The following is a 19,853-nucleotide window of genomic DNA, read 5'->3' as shown; positions in this document are numbered from 1 at the left end:
TAAAAAAGATATCGGCGTTTTTATTTATTAACAATTACTTAGTTGAAATTTCCCATACCGCAATACTGCCAGAAATTTCATTACCAATAATCACTAACGGCTTTTGAGTTGGGCTGTTTTTTGCTTCCACAAATGTCATGCCTTCAGGTGCCAAATCACCCGTGATCGCTTCACCTTCTACAACACCACGATTAATGAAATAATCGACATAATGCGCTTTACGTGGTTCTGTAATATCATAAACAACTACCCCACCCATGCGCTCTAAACCAACAAAAGCATATGTCTTGTCACCCACTTTTCCGACGGTTAACGCTTCAGGTTCAGCACCTTTAGCGTCAGAACGCGCATCACCTGCATTTTCATCTTCATCATTATTAAATGCTTTACCGTGAATTTTAGCGGTGAGTTGTCCAATCTCATCGCCCGAATCAAAAATCATCTTGCCTTGACTATCTAAAATAGAAAAAGAACGTCCGCCAAAGGTATATAGCTCTTCATACTTACCATCGCCATCTTTATCACCTAACTGAGGATTAACTTTAAGACGACCTATATCCGATTCATCATTTTTTAAATAATTAAAATTATCAGCAAGCATTAATTTTTTTGCGCGAATATCATTAACAAAAGACACACAGCCCTTTTTCTTGTCAAAATCTACTCCGCCTTGTGCTTTACATGATTCCTTATCTTTCGCATCAAAGAAATATTCGCGACCATCACCTTCATTTGCAATAACGACATAGTTGTTTCCATCTACACTATAACTTGCGAGAGTGTCAGGCTGGAACATGCCATAGAGTCCGGAATAAGTCTTCATATTAATGCCGCCATCTTTATCAGATGCATCCATTTTATATTTAGACCAATCTTTGAAACCTAGGCCTTTTAAAGTGAGTTTATTTGTCGCTAAATCAACAATAGCGATACCGTTATTTTCCTGCAACGACACATAAGCAGTTTTACTGTCTTTCGATATAGCGACATATTCAGGCTCTATGTCTTGGGCGACTGTTGTTATAATTTTCGAGCCCTTAATGGTTTGACCGCTAGGATTAGAAAAAACCATCCCTTGTTTTTCTAGTTCTGATTGTCTGCCATTAAAAGAAGTAAAGTCGAGTAATTCTGCTTTATCTGCCACTTTGCCATTATTAATACTAATAATACCAATAGAGCCTTCAGGATCGGTTAAGTAATCCCCTGATGGTTCACCCTCATTGGCGACGACAACTTTGGTTTCATCCGGTGTAAATGTCACCATATCTGGTAGATAACCCACTTCGACATTCTTAATAAATGCAGGTATGTCTTTACTTATGTCATAAAAAGCAATGACGCCTTTTTCACCTGTTTTATTAGCAGCCATAGCAACAGCAGCTAATCCTGATTTTTCAGCAATCGCAATACTATTCGCATTTCCTGCTGTATATTTATTTAAATCAATCGTATAGCTAGATTTTAAATTACTACCATTAACCACCCCTTCAGATGTTCGTTTGAGTTTTTTTAAGGGGGTATTAGCAATATCAACAATTTCTACCGTCGATGTCGAACCAGATCCATTAATTGCAAATATTCGTTTTTTGTTATTCTGGTACGCAACAATTTCAGCTGCACCTTCTGGCGATTCAGCATTAAGCAATGCACGTCCAATTAAATGTATATCAAATTGACTTTCAGCCTGAGCGTTAGAAAAAGGTATAGATAAAGACGAAATCAATAGCCCAGCAAATAATGGTTTTTTCACAGTTGATCCTTAACATTAATAAAAAACCACTACACTTTGGCAAACAAAAATGAAAATTTTACTACAATGGAAGGATGTTTTTATGACGAAGAGTAAAGGTGCAATATTCTCTAACATAATACTTATACTATTAAGTCATTAATTTAGTTATTAATTTTCTGACTAGCATGTAACTTAATAAAGGAATTATCATTAATACATTGCGCTATTTCATTGATTTAACTAAAATTCACTCATCGGATGAGTTAATTTATGCGACACAAAGCACGAAAAAGTTTGTGAAGATGTAATATCTCGCTAAAATACGTGCCCCCCTACAAGTGGGTTATATCAACGAAGGTTATGCTCTATGAAAGAAAAAGTAGTCGATTTTATCAAACGTAAGCGTGAAGACTTAGCGCATCACCAGTTTGAGTTTAAAGACTGGCTATCACCAACAATCCGAGATTACTGGGTTGAGTTCTTAAACAAAGCAAACAATAGCCAAATTGCTTCATGGGTTAAAGATCATAGCTTGGTTTCTGTCGCCAATGACAATGCTATAGAAGTTGAAAAGCCAGAACCTATTGAGATGCACCCTGAAGCTCAAAAGCTAATGAATACCTTAACTGCAACATTAGGTGAAGAAATTCATGTTGGGGAATGGTTAACAGTCGAGCAGTCACGTATTAACCATTTTGCTGATGTCACTGAAGATCACCAATGGATACATACTGATCCAGAGCGCGCACAAACAGAATCACCTTTTAAAACAACTATTGCTCATGGATTTTTAACACTGTCATTATTATCAGTATTAACAGATAGTGTCGATCCTAAAGATCAAAAATTTCCTACAGCCAAAATGACCGTGAATTATGGATTAAACCAAGTGCGCTTTCCATATCCTGTAAAATCAGGCGTAAATGTGCGTGCTCGTACTAAAATTCAATCCGTCACGCCAATTAAACGCGGCTTGGAAATTGTGCAAGAAATTACAGTTGAAATTGAAGGATGTCGTCGTCCTGGCTGTGTTGCTGAATCAGTTGTTCGCCTCTATTTCTAACAAATAAGAATAATAAGTCGCAAAGCCGAACATAATGTTCGGCTTTTTTATATAAAAATTAGCCTCGGAATAACGGTCATAATATGAACTCCATAAGCAACCTAACTTTCCATTAATGGCTCTTTATCGTAAATTTTTGCATGGTATGGTGAGAAGCTATCTCTACTATCGGTATATTAAAATGAAAAAGTGGTTTAAATTTCTTCCTCTTATTCTACTTGTGGGTTACTTCATCACTTATGATGTTGTTACACAAGTTGAAAGTACAACGCCCTCTGCACAAACCAGCCAGCAATAAATTTTCATCACGATTAGAGGCATGGTTTCAGCCATGCACTCATTTCAACTTTTTTAATTATTTGCTTTTCAGGTCAGTATTCTTTAACTACGCTTTATAGGGACAGGTTAGAAAATTAACATTTATGTTATCAACCTTACCTTTCAACAATAGCTATATGTTCTGACAACCTGCAATGTTATCCTAATTTTAAGCAATAAAACGCATTAAAATTCTCTATAGAGAAACATAAATATCATTCCCAAATCATATATTCTTCCAGTTTATAATATGTGATTTGGTTTTTTTTTAACTATTACTTTTATTACATTTAGCGATTTAAGCCAAACCTCACCTCCTTGTACAATAGAAACAGAATCTTCCTCTGCTTTACCTCAATAACGTTACCCTGTAAATTCACTATATTGTCTAGTCATTGTCAGGTCTGTTAAATGTCCGTAACAACACGTGTTTTTATTTCTCAATCAACACAACCTTGGTTTAACCTTGCTGTTGAAGACGCTATTTTCCGAAATATGCCAGCCAATCAGCAGGTTCTCTTTTTATGGCGCAATGCGGATACAGTTGTGATTGGTCGAGCTCAAAATCCATGGAAAGAATGTAACACTAGGAAAATGGAGCAGGATGAGATCACCCTCGCTCGTCGTCAAAGTGGTGGCGGTGCAGTCTTTCATGATTTGGGTAATACTAATTTCACTTTTATGGCAGGAAAACCAAAATATGATAAAAACGTCTCAACAGAGATCGTTTTATCAGCCTTAAAACAACTTGGAATAAACGCAGCAGCAACAGGTCGAAACGATCTCGTTGTATCAACAAAAGACGGTGATCGAAAGTTTTCAGGTTCTGCATATAGAGAGACAATGGATCGTGGGTTTCATCATGGCACTCTTCTTCTAAGTGCAGATCTGACACGTTTAGCTAACTATCTAAATCCTGATAAAAAGAAACTAGAGGCTAAAGGGATCACATCCGTCAGATCTCGCGTTATCAACCTAAATGAACTTCTTCCAAATATAGACCATAAAAGTGTATGTAAAGCGATTACAGCCTCTTTTTTTGCCCACTATGGTGAATGTGTAGATATTGAGTATATCTCACCAGAAAACCTGCCAGACTTACCTGGATTTAAAGAAAAATACCAACAACAAGCAAGTTGGAACTGGAACTTTGGCAATACGCCCCAGTTTATGCATTCTCTTGATGAGCGCTTTTCTTGGGGAGGCGTTGAACTTCATTTAGATGTTAAAAAAGGTCATATCATTTCTGTAAAAATGTTCACAGATAGCTTAGATCCTACACCTATTGAGCTAGTTGAAAAAACACTCTTTGGTCTTGAATATAATGCAGCCACTATAAGTAACGCCATATCAGAATTAACAGTAGAGCAGGAGCAATATAAAAACGAGCTGTTCGATATTAATACATGGCTTAAACAGGTTATTATCTAGTCATTAATAGCGGCTTTATTCTTTCATTAAATTTAGATATTTGCCGCTTATTAATTATCTTCCCAATTAACCAAGTAGCCTTGATTATATATCCCCTACTATAAGAAGGTGTATAGCTGATATTGCTAATAATAGATATATTAAAAAATAAAGAGGTAATGTGCAGCAACAACATCGCCTCTTTAATTTTTTAAATTTATCGCCTCAAAATTAACTAGTTATTGTCATCACAGCTATCACAACAAGGATTTAATATTCGTTCTTGGCAGTTAAAAGGTTCAATGTGAATAATGATATCAACCACTTCATCTAACACTTCGAGTAAATGCATTTTAAAATTTTCTGCAATCGTATGCGCTTTATCTACACTCATTTCAGGATCGACAAGTAAATGAAAATCTAACAAAATTGTACTGCCAGTACGACGACTACGAATGGCATGTACTTCTTTGATATCCCTTTCCTCTGCCGCGTATGCTTGAATTTTATTTTCAATTTCAGCGTCAGCTTTCGCTTCTGTAATTTCAAGTACCGCAGGCCATAAAATTTCAGCCGCTGCTTTTAAAATCATAGCCGTAACAATTAGCGCGGCAATTTGATCTAAATAATGCAGTTCAGGTACAAAATAATTAGCAATAACAGCAATAGCGACAGGAAGAGAGCTAAGAGCATCAGAGCGGTGGTGCCATGCATTGGCATATAATGCCCGACTATTAATTTCTTTTGCTTTCACTGCAGTCCAGCGATACAGCACTTCTTTGACGACAATTGAGGTAACTGCAGCTGCAAACGCCAGCATACCAGGATGACTATGTGATTGTTCACTAATAGACGTCAGTGATTCCCAGCCAATACCAATACCAACAAGAGCGAGTAATATACCAATAAATATATTGGTTAACGTTTCAAAACGCCCATGACCATAAGGGTGTTCTTTATCGGCAGGCGCCGTCCAATAACGCGATCCAATAAGTATTGCAGTATCTGTGACTAGATCAGAAAAACTATGTACACCATCAGCAATAAGTGCCTGACTTCCCGTCATTTTACCAATAGTAATTTTGATAAATGCGAGGCTAATATTGGCGATCGATCCTATCCATGTAACTTTTTGTATAACTTTTACTGCTGTTTTAGGCATAATTAACCAATTAAGTAACTATTATAAACCAACACATAATAGCGAATTTTGTTCATGAATGAGACAAATTTTCTTTAATCATACTAAGTTAAACACTCAATTGTTCACTTACTTTGATTTAGATAATGACAATTAATCAGCGTAAAAATAAATTAAATATTAGTTATCAATTGATTCTCTTAAAGTATTGTTTTCACTATGCCTAATTAACAAAATTATACATGTAACACACCGAATAATTCGCCCACAAACATTCCATAAACATATATTTTGACAAAAAACAACCTATTTACCATGCCTTTTTGAAATATTAATGAAACTATTCTTTGTTATATTTTATAAATCATATGATAAAAAATGTTGATAAAAGTAATAATTACCTTAAATATCATTTCAGATCACACTATCTATAAAAAATTTCAGGACTATATTTCATAATTTAGTTTTTTGTACATAATGAACATGTGAGTCAATATTTTATATTGATCAACATAAAGGACGTTTTATGAGAAATCTGGCAGATTTTATATATCAAATGGAAAGTGAATTGCAAAATTTCACTACTTGGGTACACGATTCAAGAGGACACTATAAAAAACTGCATATTTCTGATATTGATTGCAAAAATATAAGCTTAAGTGATTTTTTAGAAAATCAACTTAATGTTATTGTTGAAATTATCACAGACGATGGCACCAATTGCGCCTATTTACTGTTACCTGAAATCAACGTTGCAACCACTATCAACTTCGATAACGGAGATGTTATCTCTATTATCGATGCAAAAGCAGCATAAACACAGAAACAAATTAAACACGAACGATTAAGAAATACTACGGCTAGGCTTTCTTATTATTCACTCTAAAAAACAGATCATTTGATCTGTTTTTTTTTACCTGAACATTTTTCATCTTATTGTAAGAAGATTATTACATCTATATTCTTTTACCAAATTATTTATTGCGTTATTTGAGATTGGTCTCATCTTATCCATTAATTAGAATTTTCAGCATTTACAACTTTAAATAGATAAATTCTTAGCATTAATATCATCAATAACTTTCATTTCTCCCGTAGCACACGCTTGCATCCCATCATCCCATCCCATATTAAAGCGAGAGTCTGAACCATCTAATGTCGAGTCTTTCTTAAAACCAGCATTCGAATGACCTCTCTGAGCCAATACAGACTTGCAACCTTGGTTATAACCATAATAATAAATGCTATCGTGTTGAACATTACTGACATACTGTTCAGGTAAGAAACGTACTCCGTTATTAGCAGTATGAGTACAACCGAGCATCATAAGTGCGACAAATACTACAGTGATATTATTTTTCATTGAACGTCTCCTGTTAAATAATACTTCAGTAAATCAAGTTTGGCTCACTATCCAATAAATTGTTAATCGATTGTTGGTATTTTCACATGTCACATCACATTTAACGCAAAAAAAAGCTGCCCTTAAGACTCGCTTAAGGACAGCTTTACAACTCTACATTTTCCGATTAAGGCTCTTCAGCTATTGGTTTCGGTTGGTAATGTTCAGGTTTTAAGCCTAAATACTCTGGTAATAATGTACCGACAGAGATTGAAGACCAAGTACCCGTTAAGATACCGATAAACATCGCAATAGAAAATCCTTGTAGTGACGAACCGCCTAATAACCATAGTGAGCTTATAGTCATCAATGTGGTACCAGATGTCACCATAGTACGAGAGAACGTTGCAACAATCGCTTCATTGTTTGTCGTTTCAATATCTTGCTTAGGTTTCGCAATCAATAATTCACGAATGCGGTCAGCAATAACAATTGAGTCATTTAGCGAGTAACCTAGGATCGCTAGGATCGCAGCAAGTACTGTTAAATTAAATTCCATTTGCGTCATAGCAAAGAAACCAACAGCAAGAATAACGTCGTGTAATAACGCTAGTAATGCACCTGCAGCAAGACGCCATTCAAAACGGTAACTTAGATAACCTAAAATACATAGCATTGTTACTAATAGCGCTAAACCACCTTGCTCGGCCAACTCAGCACCAACTTGGGGACCAACAATACTGGTATTTAACACCTGTATATTGGCATGGAGCGGCGCAAGAACTTTTGTAATTTCTGGATAGTCAACACCTTTAGCTGGCGCTGCATAACGTAAAATCCAACGGCCCGGTTCATCTGCAGCAATAACAACAACATCTTGATTAAAGCCTGCATCCATTAATGGCTCAATTTCACTGTTTGTGATTTGGCTGTCCATTTGAATTTCACTAACAACACCGCCAGTAAAATCTAAACCCCAGTTAAGACCTCTTACACAAATAAAAGTAATAGAGATAACCATTAAGGCGATAGAGACAATACCTGTCATGTAACGCAATTTGGTTAAGTTTTTAATAATCCAATTTTTCATTGCGTTAAACCCTTACATTTCGACGCGAATCACGACCCCAAACCAAGTTAATAATGGCTCGAGAAGCGAAAATACCAGTAAACATACTTGTTAATAGACCAAGACCTAACGTCAATGCGAAGCCTTGAATTGGACCATTACCAATAGAGTAAAGCACAACAGCTGTGATCATTGTTGTGAAGTTAGCATCGAAAATAGTACCAAATGCACTGCTAAAACCACGGTCAATGGCTTGAGCCATGCTTCGACCATCACGGATCATATCGCGAATACGTTCAAATATAAGTACGTTGGTATCTACCGCCATACCGACGGTTAACACTAAACCAGCGATACCAGGTAAAGTTAATACCGCACCTGGAATCAACGCCAATAGACCAAATAGCATGATCATATTTGTAATAAGTGCAATGTTAGCAACCCAACCAAGACGACGGTACCACACAGCCATAAATAGCAGTGTTACACCCATACCTAGAGCAAGTGCAGCGAAACCATTTTTGATGTTTTCAGCACCCAATGTTGGACCAATAGTACGCTCTTCAACAATTGTTACAGGCGCAGTAAGCGAACCTGCACGTAGAAGTAAAGCAAGTTGCTGTGCATCTTCTAGTGAACCTGCCCCCGTAATACGGAAGCGACTACCTAATTGTGTTTGAATCGTTGCAACACTGATGATCTTATTAGTTTGTACCGTCTGACCTTGCGCATTACGGCTATATTCACTGTAAGACGTCGCCATTGGTTTACCCACATTCATACGTGAGAAATCAGACATGATCTTACCGCCAGCACTGTCCAGCGTAATATTTACTTCAGGCGTACCGTTTTCACCGAAACTTGCACGCGCATCAACAATGTGATCACCTGTAAGTACAGGCTTACGGCTAACACGAATAGGATTACCATTCTTATCAGGTAGAATCATTGTGCTACCTGTGCCTTCTTCTTTCACAGCATAGAAAGCAAGGCTTGCTGTTGCACCGATAACATTTTTCGCTGCCGCTGGATCTTGAACACCAGGAAGTTCAATACGAATACGGTTTTCACCTTGACGCTGAACAGATGCTTCCGTGATACCAAGCTCTTCAATACGACTACGCATTGTTTGTAAGTTCTGCTGAACGGTTAGGTTACGCAAATCTGTTTTCTCTTTCTCACTAATTGTAAGAAGAAGATTATCAGCAGAACCATTGGTAGCTTGCCATTGTGGGTACTGTTCCCGAATAAACTGGCGAACCTTATTATTTGCCGCCTCACTAGGCAAACGAACAATCACTTCATCCATACCTTTTAATTCAGCACGACCGCCACGAATATCTTCCTTACGGAAATTAACGCGTAAGTCATCCATTAATTGCTGAGCATGGTTTTTGTAAACTTGCTTAACATCAACATCTAAAAGAAATTGAACACCACCGCGAAGGTCAAGACCTAGCTTAATTGGTTCAAAGCCCATGTCTTGTAGCCACATTGGAGCTGCTGGTTCTAATGCTAACGTTAAACGTTTTTCACTTTTCAACAGTGTATCTAACGCCGCTTTAGTATCCGTTTGCTGTTTAGTGTTATCTAATACAACAATTGTTTTATCAGGCTTTTGTTCAATTTTTAGCGGTACAATATCATGTTCTTTTAACACCTTTTGAATTTCAAAAGGTGTCGGCATTGGACCGCCTTTATTGCTGATTTGTACAGCTTCATTGTCGCCATACCACGTTGGAATAGCGCTTAATAACATTATTAAAACTGTCACAATTAACACAACATATTTCCATGCTGCGTAATGATTCAGAATCTGTTTAGTATTCTTTTTTCTCATTATATTTAGCCATGTACCTTGCAACAGACAGCCTGTCGCAGTCGATAGAACACCTATAATTATACCTTTATCACAAGAGTTTGTTAAAGATACTCATAAATATGACCACTTTTAAAGGATCAATATAATTACAGATACGATAAATAGAACTTAATAATCAGACAATTATTAATATATTTTGAAAGGCTATTACTATTAGCTGAATCGTAATTTTCAACTAATAAATAATATTTTAGACAACTTGTAGTTGTTCGCCATATTGAGAGTAGATCAGATTTGTATCTTTCCAACCTGAAATACGTGATGAAGATGATTTAATTTTGAGTATCCACTCAACCGTTGGTGACAGAGGCTCTTGATAACCGAGGGTAAGTGGTACAGCAACAAGGATAGGAAGCTCAAATGCTAATCGATATTCAGGCGAGACTTCTTCAGGGTTAAGATGAAGCGCATTTAATAAACGGCTCGATGTCCCTAAAGCAATATTGTAATCGCTAAATTCAATACGATGTTGCTTATTCTTATCACTGCTTTTATTTGGCTTAGAAATTGGGAAATTCCAGACAAATTTTGAATTATTAACAGAAACAGGTAAACCAATACTGTTATTGCTTTGTGTTTGTGTTAATGGGTGTTTATTATCAGAAGAATGCTTAACCGTTTGATTTTTATTACAGTTAAATTTCGCAACATCTGAATTAAGGTTAACAGAGTGCGATTGAACAACCATTTCATTACATTGCTTAATCGTATTTTGCACGACATACTTTTGAACATTTTCGTTGATATGTGTAGATGCCGAAGCTAATGACGCAGCCCCTAAGCAAATACTTAATATCAAAAAACGAACAAAGGTCAGAAACATAATACCTAAAAATAGTGAACAAAAATAAGGTCATTGCAATGATAAGCGTCGATACTCATGGTGACAAGGAAATTATTCACAAAATCTTGTTATATTTTAATTTCTAGCGCTAAAATCAAATAGTTTCCTTCTTTGTTACTGATACTAATAAGTATTAAATAACAATAAGATATGGATATTTATTGAAAAGCACGTATTAAAAAACCGCAAAGCAAACTCTACGGCTATAAATTTTTATGCTGTTAATAACGCTTATAATCCGATAAAAATACCAGCAAGCGCCGCACTCATTAAGTTAGCTAATGTTGCCGCTAAAACGGCTTTAATACCTAATTTTGCAACATCACCACGACGCTCAGGTGCCATAACACCAATTGAACCAATTTGAATAGCAATAGAACCAATATTCGCAAAACCACATAATGCGAAAGTGATGATCACTTGGGTATGTTCAGATAACGTTTGTTTAACCGCTGCGAAGTCCATAAAGGCAACAAATTCATTTAGAATTAGCTTCTCACCAATAAAAGTACCTGCTTTCATCATTTCTGTCGCCGGTACACCGATAACAAAAGCAAGTGGCGAGAAAATATATCCCAAAATAGCTTGCATAGTTAGTGGCGTTGTAGCGAACCAATGCGATACCGAATCAAGACCAATCGTTGCCGTAATGCTTGCTAACCAATGCCCTACCCCTTCAAGGCCAGCATTCGCCATTGCGATCACACTAACAAAAGCAATAAGCATAGTACCAATCGCAACAGCTACTTTCATACCGTTCATTGCACCAGCAGCTAATGCATCAATAGCATTACTGTGCTCACTTTTTGCCATTTCGACCTCAGTTTGTTCCATTGGCGTTTCTTGTTCTGGTACAAGAATTTTAGCCATTAGTAAACCACCGGGTGCCGCCATAAAACTTGCTGCAATCAGATACTTAAGTTCAACACCTAATCCTGCATAGCCACCTAATACAGAACCCGCAACTGACGCCATACCACATGTCATTACCACGAAAAGTTCAGAGCGTGTCATTTTTGCAAGGAATGGACGAATAAGAAGAGGAGACTCACCTTGAGAAAGGAAGATATTACCTGTCGCAACCAAAGACTCTGCGCGACTGGTGCCTAATAGTTTTTGGATACCACCACCTAAAACTTTAATTACCCATTGCATAATACCGAAGTAATAAAGGAGAGAAATTAAAGCACTGATGAATATAACAAGAGGAAGAACACGAATAGCAAAAACAAAACCGCTTTTTTGGATATTAGCTAAATCACCGAAGACGAAATTGATACCAACATCAGCGAAACTAAGAAGACCAGCTACACCGTCACTCATTGCACCTAGCATCTTCTGACCAATGGGCACATATAGTACAAGAGCGGCAAAGCTCGCTTGTAAGAATAAAGCACCGCCAACGGTTCTCCAATTGATCGCCTTTCTATTATCAGAAAGCGCCACTGCGCATAGAACCAGTACTACGATACCGGCTAATGTAATTAACAACTGCATTATTTCGTCCTGCTGTTTTTTAAATGGGTGTCGAATAATGAAGGTATTGCTGTTTGCTGCCATTGAGTAACAATTACTTTTGGGGAAAAAGTAAAAAAGGTAGGATTAACGTAATACAACGCTAAAAATATGAATATGTTCGCCCAATAATACAACATACGAGTCACCTAAATTAACAAGCTACAAATAACGCCGGTCCAACTCCGTGGGTCGTTCACTTATCCCTGGTGACAGCTTGTAAAATAAGGTGGCTGAACTTAACTGTTCTGACCGAGGCGAGAGTATATAGAGATCTTGCTCACAATAACAATATCATTTTTCATAATTAGCATACTTCAAGGCCAAGTGAATACTATATAAGCAAATAATACCTTATATAAATCCTTTAACGCATAACTGTTGATTTATCGTACAGCGCACTCAATTGATAACAAAAAAGCCGAACACGATAAATGTTCGGCTTTTGGGAATATATTATTAGTGAGCAATGTTTACTTTGTAAGTGCTTCATTTAGCCATTGGTCGAAATGCGATTTCGGCATTGCGCCATTTAGCATATCAACCATCTTGCCTTCTTTAAACACCATGATTGTTGGAATACTACGGATACGATATTGAGCAGCGAGTGCTTGTTGTGCTTCAGTATCAATCTTCACACAACGTATTTGGCCATCACGCTCTTGAGATACGTCTGAAAATACAGGAGCAAATCCTACGCATGGATTACACCACGGTGCCCAGAAATCAACAACGACAGGCTTATCACTTTCTAATAGTGTAGAGAAATTATCGCTAGTACCTTCAATTGGCATGCCGTCGAATAATTTTTCCTTACATGAGCCGCAGCTTGCTTCATCATTTACGCGCTCAGAAGGTAAACGGTTCAGTGCTTTACAGTGTGGACAGCGTGTTGTGATTGTAGTCATTGTTATCATCCATCTTTAAACTTTATCTGTATTTACTGTAACGCTTACAGATAAAAAAGCAATATGATTCAACTTATTAGAGCAATAGCCTAAAACTATCAAAAGCCGAATGTCGCAAAAAAGATTGATAAAAAACTATTATATCGAACGCATACAAATGGGATGCAAACATCGCATCCCATTCAGTGTCACTTATTATTAGTTAATTATGATTACACTGCTTATTCTGGAACTCCCACAACTACAGTGACAATGTCACAATACGATTAGCGTTAATAACTTAACTGGTAATTAATGTAATAACCCTAACTCACGGGCTTCGGCAATGGTAAGCCCGCTCGCTTGAATATCACGGAGAAGCTCTATACGTCGTCTTGCTGCCGCTTGTTGTTTTTTACTCTCAGCAATATTGGTTGCCGACTCATCCTTGTGATCCCACTTAGATGATACGGAAGAAATTTCTGAAAAATCGATAGAGTTAATAGACACAACAACCTCCTAAAGTAACCTGTGTCATTATGATTTACTTAGTATCAGAGGTAATTAGAGGAGTTAAGCTGATAAATTTAACTTTGTGATCAAATCGATGTTCATGTAATAAAATTACAAAAACAACTGAAAATGACTAGTCAATAACGAATAACAAGCGTAGTAATAGAAGTTCTTGGCAAATAAAAAACGTTTAATATTTAGACATATTTGACCCAAGCTATTTATATATAAGCTTTAATTAATAAGGCATGAATATAACAACATTTTGTGTATATCTATTTATCAATAAAATGCGTCAACATTTTTGATTTAAGCTTATGATAAAAAAAATAACTGTTTTCTGTCAGTATGTTATGTCGCACTTTACACACTCACATTTAGTAATTTAACATTACATTATTCATACTATAGTTATGAGTATAAAAAGCGTAGCGTAATAAAAAAATTTAAAGGTTTTTATTATGAATACTCAATTATCTGAACTTGCACAACCTGGTGCTATTTCTAACCCTAATACTTTCGCTGAATACCTCACCTTTATTTTCAAAGAAAATATTGAAAATGATGACGTAACAAAAATCTTTGCCAAAATTCAAATTATTGAAAAATCCATCGCGCAAAAAGATCCTTCAGCTAACCTTTCTTTAACCATTGGTATTTCAAATAAAGGTTGGCCTACCGTTTTTCCTGATGTTCAAGCGCCATCTTTATTGCATGATTTCATTGCTATGACTGACGGCGAACGTAGTTTCCCAAGTACACCGGGAGATATTTTCATCATGATAAAATCTGAACGTATGGATATTAATTTTCAAGCTGCGAAATACATTGCCGCAGCGCTTCAACCTGTCGCTAATTTAATTGAAGATATTCAAGGCTTTAAATATCTAGACAACCGCGACATGATCGACTTTGTTGATGGAACTGAAAACCCAAAAAATGAAGCTCGTTTTAATGCCGTATTAGTTGATAATGACCGTGATATCCATCAAGGCGGGACTTACTTAACCGTACAACGCTATGTAGATCGTCAAGGCTTATGGGATAAACAAACCACAGAATACCAAGAGCAAGTTATTGGTCGTACCAAGCTTGATGATATTGAACTTGATGATGATCAAAAACCCGCTTGGGCGCACAATAATAAGAGTAAAGTTATTATTGATGACCAAGAAATTAAAATGCTACGTCAGAACCGTCCATTTGGTAATGCTATGGAACATGGCACTATGTTTGTCGGGTTTGCCGCCTCACCTGAAATTCTAGATATCTCATTGAAGCAAATGATTTATGCTGATGAAAATGGTAACTACGATCGCTTACTGGATTTTGTGGAAGCAAAAACAGGTACTCACTACTTTGTACCTTCACAAACACTAATGAATACTTTCGCCGGTTAATCTATCGCCTCAGCAATGTGCCTACAAATGAAAATTTGTGGGCATTTTTTTGTTAAAAATCATAAAGAAATAAAAATGTAATTTATTTTTAACTTAACCAATTGAAAAATAACAAATACATTTTATTTTACAGAATATTTTCTTGATTCCTCACACGTTCTGTTGTCCCCTATACACTTAATAATTAATTCTATCTTTTTATTTATATATACGAAGAGTATTTCTGGGGGCAAGAATGCGCAAAACCCTTTTAACCCGAGTATCACTAGCAAGTCTTATTGCTACCGTTGCGGGTTGTTCATCAACACCACCGCCGCCAGCTCCAAAAGTTGAAAAAAGTTTCAAAACGATAGCTAGCCAATTTATGACTTCTGATGCAACACGTAGCCAAGGTACAGTTGTTGATAAAGGTATGTTTTACCCTAAAGAAACCTTCTCTCTAAGTTATCGTTATTGCTCTGCAAGTGCCGAACAAGCGAAACAAGATATTGATCAATTTTATCAATTAGCAAAAAAAACATGTAAAGCTAACTCTGGCACCATGATCAACCAAGATACTGATGCCTGGTGTGTGAGTCACCCTAATACGCCTGATGAAACACCTATTTTCTCAGCACGAATTACGTCAACAGATCTATGGGCTGATGTTTGTCCTACAGGGCCATTTGTTACAATGCGTGTCATTGAAAATAAAGACGTCAATGAAGCCGCTTGGATTGATGGCGCTAAACTTCTTGGTTATCAACCCTATTCTGTACATAGAAAAATTGTCCCATCAAACCAATCTCAAGCAGCACTGTTTAATGAGAAAGAAACACCTGCACCGGAACAAGAACCTTGGACTGAAGAAACCGGCTTTATTGCGACACACGTAGGTGAAACTGTGTGTATGTATAAGAAGACCAAAGACGAAGCTTATGGTGTGACCTACAAAGGTAAAATCCAAAGTGTAAATGACAACCGCGTTAGTGTATTAGCGACTGAAAAGTTAAAAGGCGATATTCGTATTGCACCTGAAATTGATCCACTACCTTGGTATAAAGAAGCGGTAATTGAAGCAGATGCACGTTCTTGGTTTATTTGTCAGTAAATAGTATTACTCTCTTTAAAAAATAACAAAGCCCAGCATAATCTCATCGTTATGCTGGGCTCTTTATTTATCTTACGCATGAATAGCATAAAATCATTAACTGTAAGTCTCAAAAAAATCTAACGTATCGTCTAATGCCTGATTACGTAAGCAATCTTTTTCCATTAACAATTCATGTCGAGCATGTGGGATCACTTTCATTTCACACTCTGCACATTTTGCGTAAAAAAGATGATGAGAATTATTATCTACAACGGTATCGTCGCCTGCCTGCAACAATAAAATGGGCGTATGGATATGTTCCACATCCCGAATACAGCTTTTCGCGGCAGCTAATGCTTGCCATACCCATCGTGCACTAGGACCACCAACACGCAGTTCTGGGTGGCACTGATACAAATGCTTCGCCCAAACGTAACGTATTTGACTTTGGCATTGATCATTTTTTTCAAAAGGTGCTTCGTGATACGGCTTATATCCAAACACATAAGACGGCTGTGTTTGATAATGCTCGATAATTTTAGCGATTGAAGATGCGACTAATTTAAGGGGGACAGGAAGATTGATACCAAACATAGGTGCATTAAGAACAACGGCATTAAAATGAGTCTGATAATGCTCTAAATATAAGGTTGCTACCGCACCACCCATTGAATGAGCTAATAAAAACCGTTGTCTGTATGTTTGTTTTCCAACGACATTTGTAATAAATGAATGAAGATCTGACACATAATCATCAAAACAAATCACATGTCCAAGTTCACTATCGTTAGTTAATCGTCCTGATGCGCCTTGACCGCGATGATCGTAGGCATACACGTCATAACCTTTACGAGATAACTCATAACATAACTCCTGATATTTCCAGAAGCTCTCATTACGCCCATTAACAATGACCACACAACGTTCATTTTGAGGATGTCGAATACTTATCCATCGGATCGGTATTCCATCAACACCTTTAAATTCGCCTTGCTCCCTCTTCTGCCACATATAATGGACTTCACTCGCCATTAATTGTGTAAAAACCGACTCCTTGGTAACAAAATCCCTCTCACAATTTTGTTTAACCATGACAACTTCTTATAATTATTATACAAACTTACATAAATCGCTGACTTCTTCTCCCACTAAATGGGATGCATTACAATGAGGTTCATCAATATCAATATAACGACCCACAGTGTTTAAAAAATACTTACCTGATTGATAACCAAGCCTATAATCTTCTTCTAAAGATGGCATATCACTACCAATCATTTTTGATTTTAGTGCTTTTTGCGGATGAATCTCATAAATAGTAACATCATCAGGTGGATTACTAAGAAACTCTTGTGTTTTTCTATAGTTATCTTCGTGCTCTAACAACATCTCAATCATACCTGCGGCTTTTGATTGGCCTAACGCACGACGAATATTACTCATCCAACAATGATCAAATGATGTATCAATAGGCACAGTGCGGATCACCACAATATGACGATAACCGCGCTCATAAGCTTCTTGAACAGGAATGGGGGCAGATAAGCCACCATCAACCCAATATTCATTTTGTGAGTAAATGGGTTGTCGATTTAAAACAGGGATCGCGCATGAAGCTTTTAATGCCAAAGACCAATTATCCGTATTTAAATTAAAATACGCCGCTTGATGACTCACCGTATTACTTGCTGATGCGAGTACAGTTCGATTACGCATATTCTGTCGGCCTTGATGCCAATCAAGCTCAAAGCGTGTCTGGGTTTGCTGCATTAACCAATCAAGATCAAGCCCTTCACGACCAAACAAAAAACGATATACGTCAAAGAAATGGTGATTCGTTGTTGCTTCTGTGATCACCTTAAAAGCATGTTTCTTTTGACCACAGATATAAGACGCTAAATTAAGCGATCCTGCAGACGTACCAATCATTAGTGAGAACGGATTAAAATCCTGATCTAAAAATGAATCCAATACCCCTGCGGTGAAAATCCCTCTTTGGCCTCCACCTTCCGTGACAAGTGCTATCTTAGATACGTCCTGAGGCTTATGGGACAATGCGTCATAATTTTGTACCGCATAAGATACATGCTTACCTGTCATGTTACTCTCTCAAGATTACTGCATACTTTGATGCATATTCATCATACAAATATCGCAAGGCATACTATCAAATAGGGGTCTAATGTCTAATAAAAAACGATCAATATTTGATTGTAAAAATATACGCTCTAATTTCTAAACATTAACAGCTTGAACTTTAGGTTTTATGTGATTATACAAGTTAATATTATCAGAGAATATTTAACTCGTTATTCAACATTACCTCATATAAGGCTTAAATAACGCATGAACATTCACTCTTGCTTTAAGCTTGGCTGCCAACAAATATAAACCACCCAATTTACGGTGTAAAAAAATAGCATCTGCGGGCGGTGTATGCCAATAACCACTATTCATACTCAAGGCACTACCGGCATCGCGAATGCGTTTCCCCATCTCTGTTGCACCAAAATCATACACACCATCAAAGGCTAATGGCTCACAAGCTTCTACACACAAATTCACGACTGCTTGTTGTGCGACATCTTCAATGTGCTGATGGAAAAAGCCTATTTGTTTTAACGCGTTAAGCATAGATCCCCGATCATTTTTCACCGCACCAGTCATCAATTGGCGATAGCCTTCAGAGACGTGCTCGGGATATTCACGCGTGGCGCCGAAATCAAGCAAGATAAACTGATTCGTTGTGAGGTTATAACGATAGTTAGCAAAATTCGGGTCGGTTTGCACCAATCGAAATTCAAACACTTCTTTGAACAATAAGGTAAAGGCTAATGCCATCACCTCATCACGTACCGCTTGGGATTGCTTAGCCAGTTGCTCTATTTCTATGCCTTCGACAAAACTCATCGCAAGGATCGTTTCACATGTTAAATCATCGTATATATCAGGGATCAAAAAGCGGGCATCATCAGAAAGTAACTGGCGAAACTGTTTAAGATATTGTGCTTCTTTCTGATAATTAGCTTCGGCATGTAACTGTTTTTTCGCCTCGTCTAATAACTCTGACACATCAATAGACTTAGGGATCAATCCTGATACATTTAGTAAGGTTGAAACATTATGTACATCGCTATCAATACTTTCTCCAATACCTGGATACTGTATCTTTAAAGCAATATCTCGACCGTCTTTGGTTTTTGCTCTATGAACTTGTCCTATTGATGCTGCAGCAACAGGGTAAAACGAAAACTGAGCAAATTTGTCTTGCCAATCTTCCCCCCAGTTAGCAATGAGCACATGATTCAATTGGCTAATAGGCATAGGTTTAGCATCAGCTTGCAAACGAGATAGCAGTTCAGTTAATTCTTTCGGGAGTAAATCACCAGCATCCATCGATAAAAGTTGACCTACTTTCATCGCAGCACCACGTAACTGTGCTAATTGATCAGCCACACGTTGAGCATTTTTCGGCGTTAAGAGCAACTCACTGGCTTTAGGACGATGTCCTGACGCTAACTGTTTCACCCCTTCAGCAACCATGCCCGTTGCGACTCTTGACGCCAGTGAGCCTAATTTCGATAGTCGTGATAATCGCCCTTTAGGCACTTTTGAATACTGATGTGGATCTTTCATGCTTAAACCTTATCTTACGATGATGTGTA

General features: G+C 37.2%; 17 protein-coding genes. 5 read left to right on the top strand and 12 right to left on the bottom strand.

Annotation, left to right across the window (positions count from 1 at the left end; all coding sequences use genetic code 11):
• Positions 1–34: 34 nt before the first annotated feature.
• Positions 35–1,750 carry a choice-of-anchor I family protein gene (locus C9J41_RS06510; RefSeq protein ID WP_107291332.1) on the bottom strand — a complete coding sequence of 572 codons (1,716 nt, stop codon included), beginning with the start codon at positions 1,748–1,750 and terminating at the stop codon, positions 35–37.
• Between the two features lie 349 nt (positions 1,751–2,099).
• Between C9J41_RS06510 and C9J41_RS06505 the strand changes: the two genes are divergently transcribed.
• A complete protein-coding gene (locus C9J41_RS06505) occupies positions 2,100–2,795 on the top strand; it encodes a MaoC family dehydratase (protein WP_107206659.1) in 696 nt (231 codons plus the stop codon).
• A 729-nt stretch (positions 2,796–3,524) separates the two neighbouring features.
• Positions 3,525–4,544, top strand: coding sequence for a lipoate--protein ligase (locus tag C9J41_RS06500; RefSeq protein ID WP_107206660.1), 1,020 nt, complete (start codon positions 3,525–3,527; stop codon positions 4,542–4,544).
• Positions 4,545–4,758: 214 nt separating this feature from the next.
• Here C9J41_RS06500 and C9J41_RS06495 read toward each other — a convergent pair whose 3' ends face one another.
• On the bottom strand, positions 4,759–5,685 hold the full coding sequence (locus C9J41_RS06495; protein ID WP_107206661.1) for a cation diffusion facilitator family transporter: 927 nt from the start codon (positions 5,683–5,685) through the stop codon (positions 4,759–4,761).
• Positions 5,686–6,190: 505 nt separating this feature from the next.
• Between C9J41_RS06495 and C9J41_RS06490 the strand changes: the two genes are divergently transcribed.
• Positions 6,191–6,481, top strand: a complete 291-nt coding sequence (locus tag C9J41_RS06490) for a hypothetical protein (protein WP_107206662.1) — start codon at positions 6,191–6,193, stop codon at positions 6,479–6,481.
• A 225-nt stretch (positions 6,482–6,706) separates the two neighbouring features.
• Here the strand turns inward: C9J41_RS06490 and C9J41_RS06485 are convergent, their stop codons facing one another.
• The 7 genes from C9J41_RS06485 to C9J41_RS06455 form a co-directional block, all read right to left on the bottom strand.
• The gene (locus C9J41_RS06485) at positions 6,707–7,027 is read right to left on the bottom strand and encodes a hypothetical protein (RefSeq protein WP_107206663.1); all 321 of its coding nucleotides are present in this window, start codon (positions 7,025–7,027) and stop codon (positions 6,707–6,709) included.
• Between the two features lie 166 nt (positions 7,028–7,193).
• Positions 7,194–8,096, bottom strand: coding sequence for a protein translocase subunit SecF (gene secF, locus C9J41_RS06480; RefSeq protein ID WP_107206664.1), 903 nt, complete (start codon positions 8,094–8,096; stop codon positions 7,194–7,196).
• Positions 8,097–8,100: 4 nt separating this feature from the next.
• Complete coding sequence (secD, locus tag C9J41_RS06475; RefSeq protein ID WP_107206665.1) at positions 8,101–9,915, bottom strand: protein translocase subunit SecD; 1,815 nt, start codon at positions 9,913–9,915, stop codon at positions 8,101–8,103.
• Positions 9,916–10,147: 232 nt separating this feature from the next.
• Positions 10,148–10,780, bottom strand: coding sequence for a hypothetical protein (locus C9J41_RS06470; RefSeq protein WP_107291333.1), 633 nt, complete (start codon positions 10,778–10,780; stop codon positions 10,148–10,150).
• A 252-nt stretch (positions 10,781–11,032) separates the two neighbouring features.
• On the bottom strand, positions 11,033–12,298 hold the full coding sequence (locus C9J41_RS06465) for a NupC/NupG family nucleoside CNT transporter (RefSeq protein WP_107206667.1): 1,266 nt from the start codon (positions 12,296–12,298) through the stop codon (positions 11,033–11,035).
• Positions 12,299–12,789: 491 nt separating this feature from the next.
• Positions 12,790–13,224 carry a thioredoxin TrxC gene (trxC, locus tag C9J41_RS06460; RefSeq protein ID WP_107206668.1) on the bottom strand — a complete coding sequence of 145 codons (435 nt, stop codon included), beginning with the start codon at positions 13,222–13,224 and terminating at the stop codon, positions 12,790–12,792.
• Positions 13,225–13,515: 291 nt separating this feature from the next.
• Positions 13,516–13,713: a hypothetical protein gene (locus tag C9J41_RS06455; protein ID WP_107206669.1), complete on the bottom strand. Its 198-nt coding sequence runs from the start codon at positions 13,711–13,713 to the stop codon at positions 13,516–13,518.
• A 464-nt stretch (positions 13,714–14,177) separates the two neighbouring features.
• Between C9J41_RS06455 and C9J41_RS06450 the strand changes: the two genes are divergently transcribed.
• Complete coding sequence (locus C9J41_RS06450; protein WP_107206670.1) at positions 14,178–15,116, top strand: Dyp-type peroxidase; 939 nt, start codon at positions 14,178–14,180, stop codon at positions 15,114–15,116.
• Positions 15,117–15,351: 235 nt separating this feature from the next.
• Complete coding sequence (locus tag C9J41_RS06445; RefSeq protein ID WP_107206671.1) at positions 15,352–16,206, top strand: hypothetical protein; 855 nt, start codon at positions 15,352–15,354, stop codon at positions 16,204–16,206.
• A gap of 96 nt (positions 16,207–16,302) precedes the next feature.
• Here the strand turns inward: C9J41_RS06445 and C9J41_RS06440 are convergent, their stop codons facing one another.
• From C9J41_RS06440 to C9J41_RS06430, 3 genes are all read right to left on the bottom strand, one after another.
• Positions 16,303–17,220: an alpha/beta fold hydrolase gene (locus tag C9J41_RS06440; RefSeq protein WP_107206672.1), complete on the bottom strand. Its 918-nt coding sequence runs from the start codon at positions 17,218–17,220 to the stop codon at positions 16,303–16,305.
• Positions 17,221–17,298: 78 nt separating this feature from the next.
• Positions 17,299–18,288: a patatin family protein gene (locus C9J41_RS06435; protein ID WP_107206673.1), complete on the bottom strand. Its 990-nt coding sequence runs from the start codon at positions 18,286–18,288 to the stop codon at positions 17,299–17,301.
• A gap of 219 nt (positions 18,289–18,507) precedes the next feature.
• A complete protein-coding gene (locus C9J41_RS06430; RefSeq protein ID WP_107287539.1) occupies positions 18,508–19,824 on the bottom strand; it encodes an AarF/ABC1/UbiB kinase family protein in 1,317 nt (438 codons plus the stop codon).
• Positions 19,825–19,853: the final 29 nt, after the last annotated feature.

The sequence above is a fragment of the Photobacterium sp. GB-50 genome, assembly GCF_003026755.1.
Lineage (GTDB): Bacteria > Pseudomonadota > Gammaproteobacteria > Enterobacterales > Vibrionaceae > Photobacterium.
This window is presented reverse-complemented; position numbering and strand designations above follow the sequence as displayed.

Coding starts and splice junctions, on each gene's coding strand:
- C9J41_RS06505 (WP_107206659.1), top strand. CDS start 2,100: ATGAAAGAAAAAGTAGTCGATTTTATCAAACGTAAGCGTGAAGACTTA.
- C9J41_RS06500 (WP_107206660.1), top strand. CDS start 3,525: ATGTCCGTAACAACACGTGTTTTTATTTCTCAATCAACACAACCTTGG.
- C9J41_RS06495 (WP_107206661.1), bottom strand. CDS start 5,685: ATGCCTAAAACAGCAGTAAAAGTTATACAAAAAGTTACATGGATAGGA.
- C9J41_RS06490 (WP_107206662.1), top strand. CDS start 6,191: ATGAGAAATCTGGCAGATTTTATATATCAAATGGAAAGTGAATTGCAA.
- C9J41_RS06485 (WP_107206663.1), bottom strand. CDS start 7,027: ATGAAAAATAATATCACTGTAGTATTTGTCGCACTTATGATGCTCGGT.
- secF (WP_107206664.1), bottom strand. CDS start 8,096: ATGAAAAATTGGATTATTAAAAACTTAACCAAATTGCGTTACATGACA.
- secD (WP_107206665.1), bottom strand. CDS start 9,915: ATGAGAAAAAAGAATACTAAACAGATTCTGAATCATTACGCAGCATGG.
- C9J41_RS06470 (WP_107291333.1), bottom strand. CDS start 10,780: ATGTTTCTGACCTTTGTTCGTTTTTTGATATTAAGTATTTGCTTAGGG.
- C9J41_RS06465 (WP_107206667.1), bottom strand. CDS start 12,298: ATGCAGTTGTTAATTACATTAGCCGGTATCGTAGTACTGGTTCTATGC.
- trxC (WP_107206668.1), bottom strand. CDS start 13,224: ATGACTACAATCACAACACGCTGTCCACACTGTAAAGCACTGAACCGT.
- C9J41_RS06450 (WP_107206670.1), top strand. CDS start 14,178: ATGAATACTCAATTATCTGAACTTGCACAACCTGGTGCTATTTCTAAC.
- C9J41_RS06445 (WP_107206671.1), top strand. CDS start 15,352: ATGCGCAAAACCCTTTTAACCCGAGTATCACTAGCAAGTCTTATTGCT.
- C9J41_RS06440 (WP_107206672.1), bottom strand. CDS start 17,220: ATGGCGAGTGAAGTCCATTATATGTGGCAGAAGAGGGAGCAAGGCGAA.
- C9J41_RS06435 (WP_107206673.1), bottom strand. CDS start 18,288: ATGACAGGTAAGCATGTATCTTATGCGGTACAAAATTATGACGCATTG.
- C9J41_RS06430 (WP_107287539.1), bottom strand. CDS start 19,824: ATGAAAGATCCACATCAGTATTCAAAAGTGCCTAAAGGGCGATTATCA.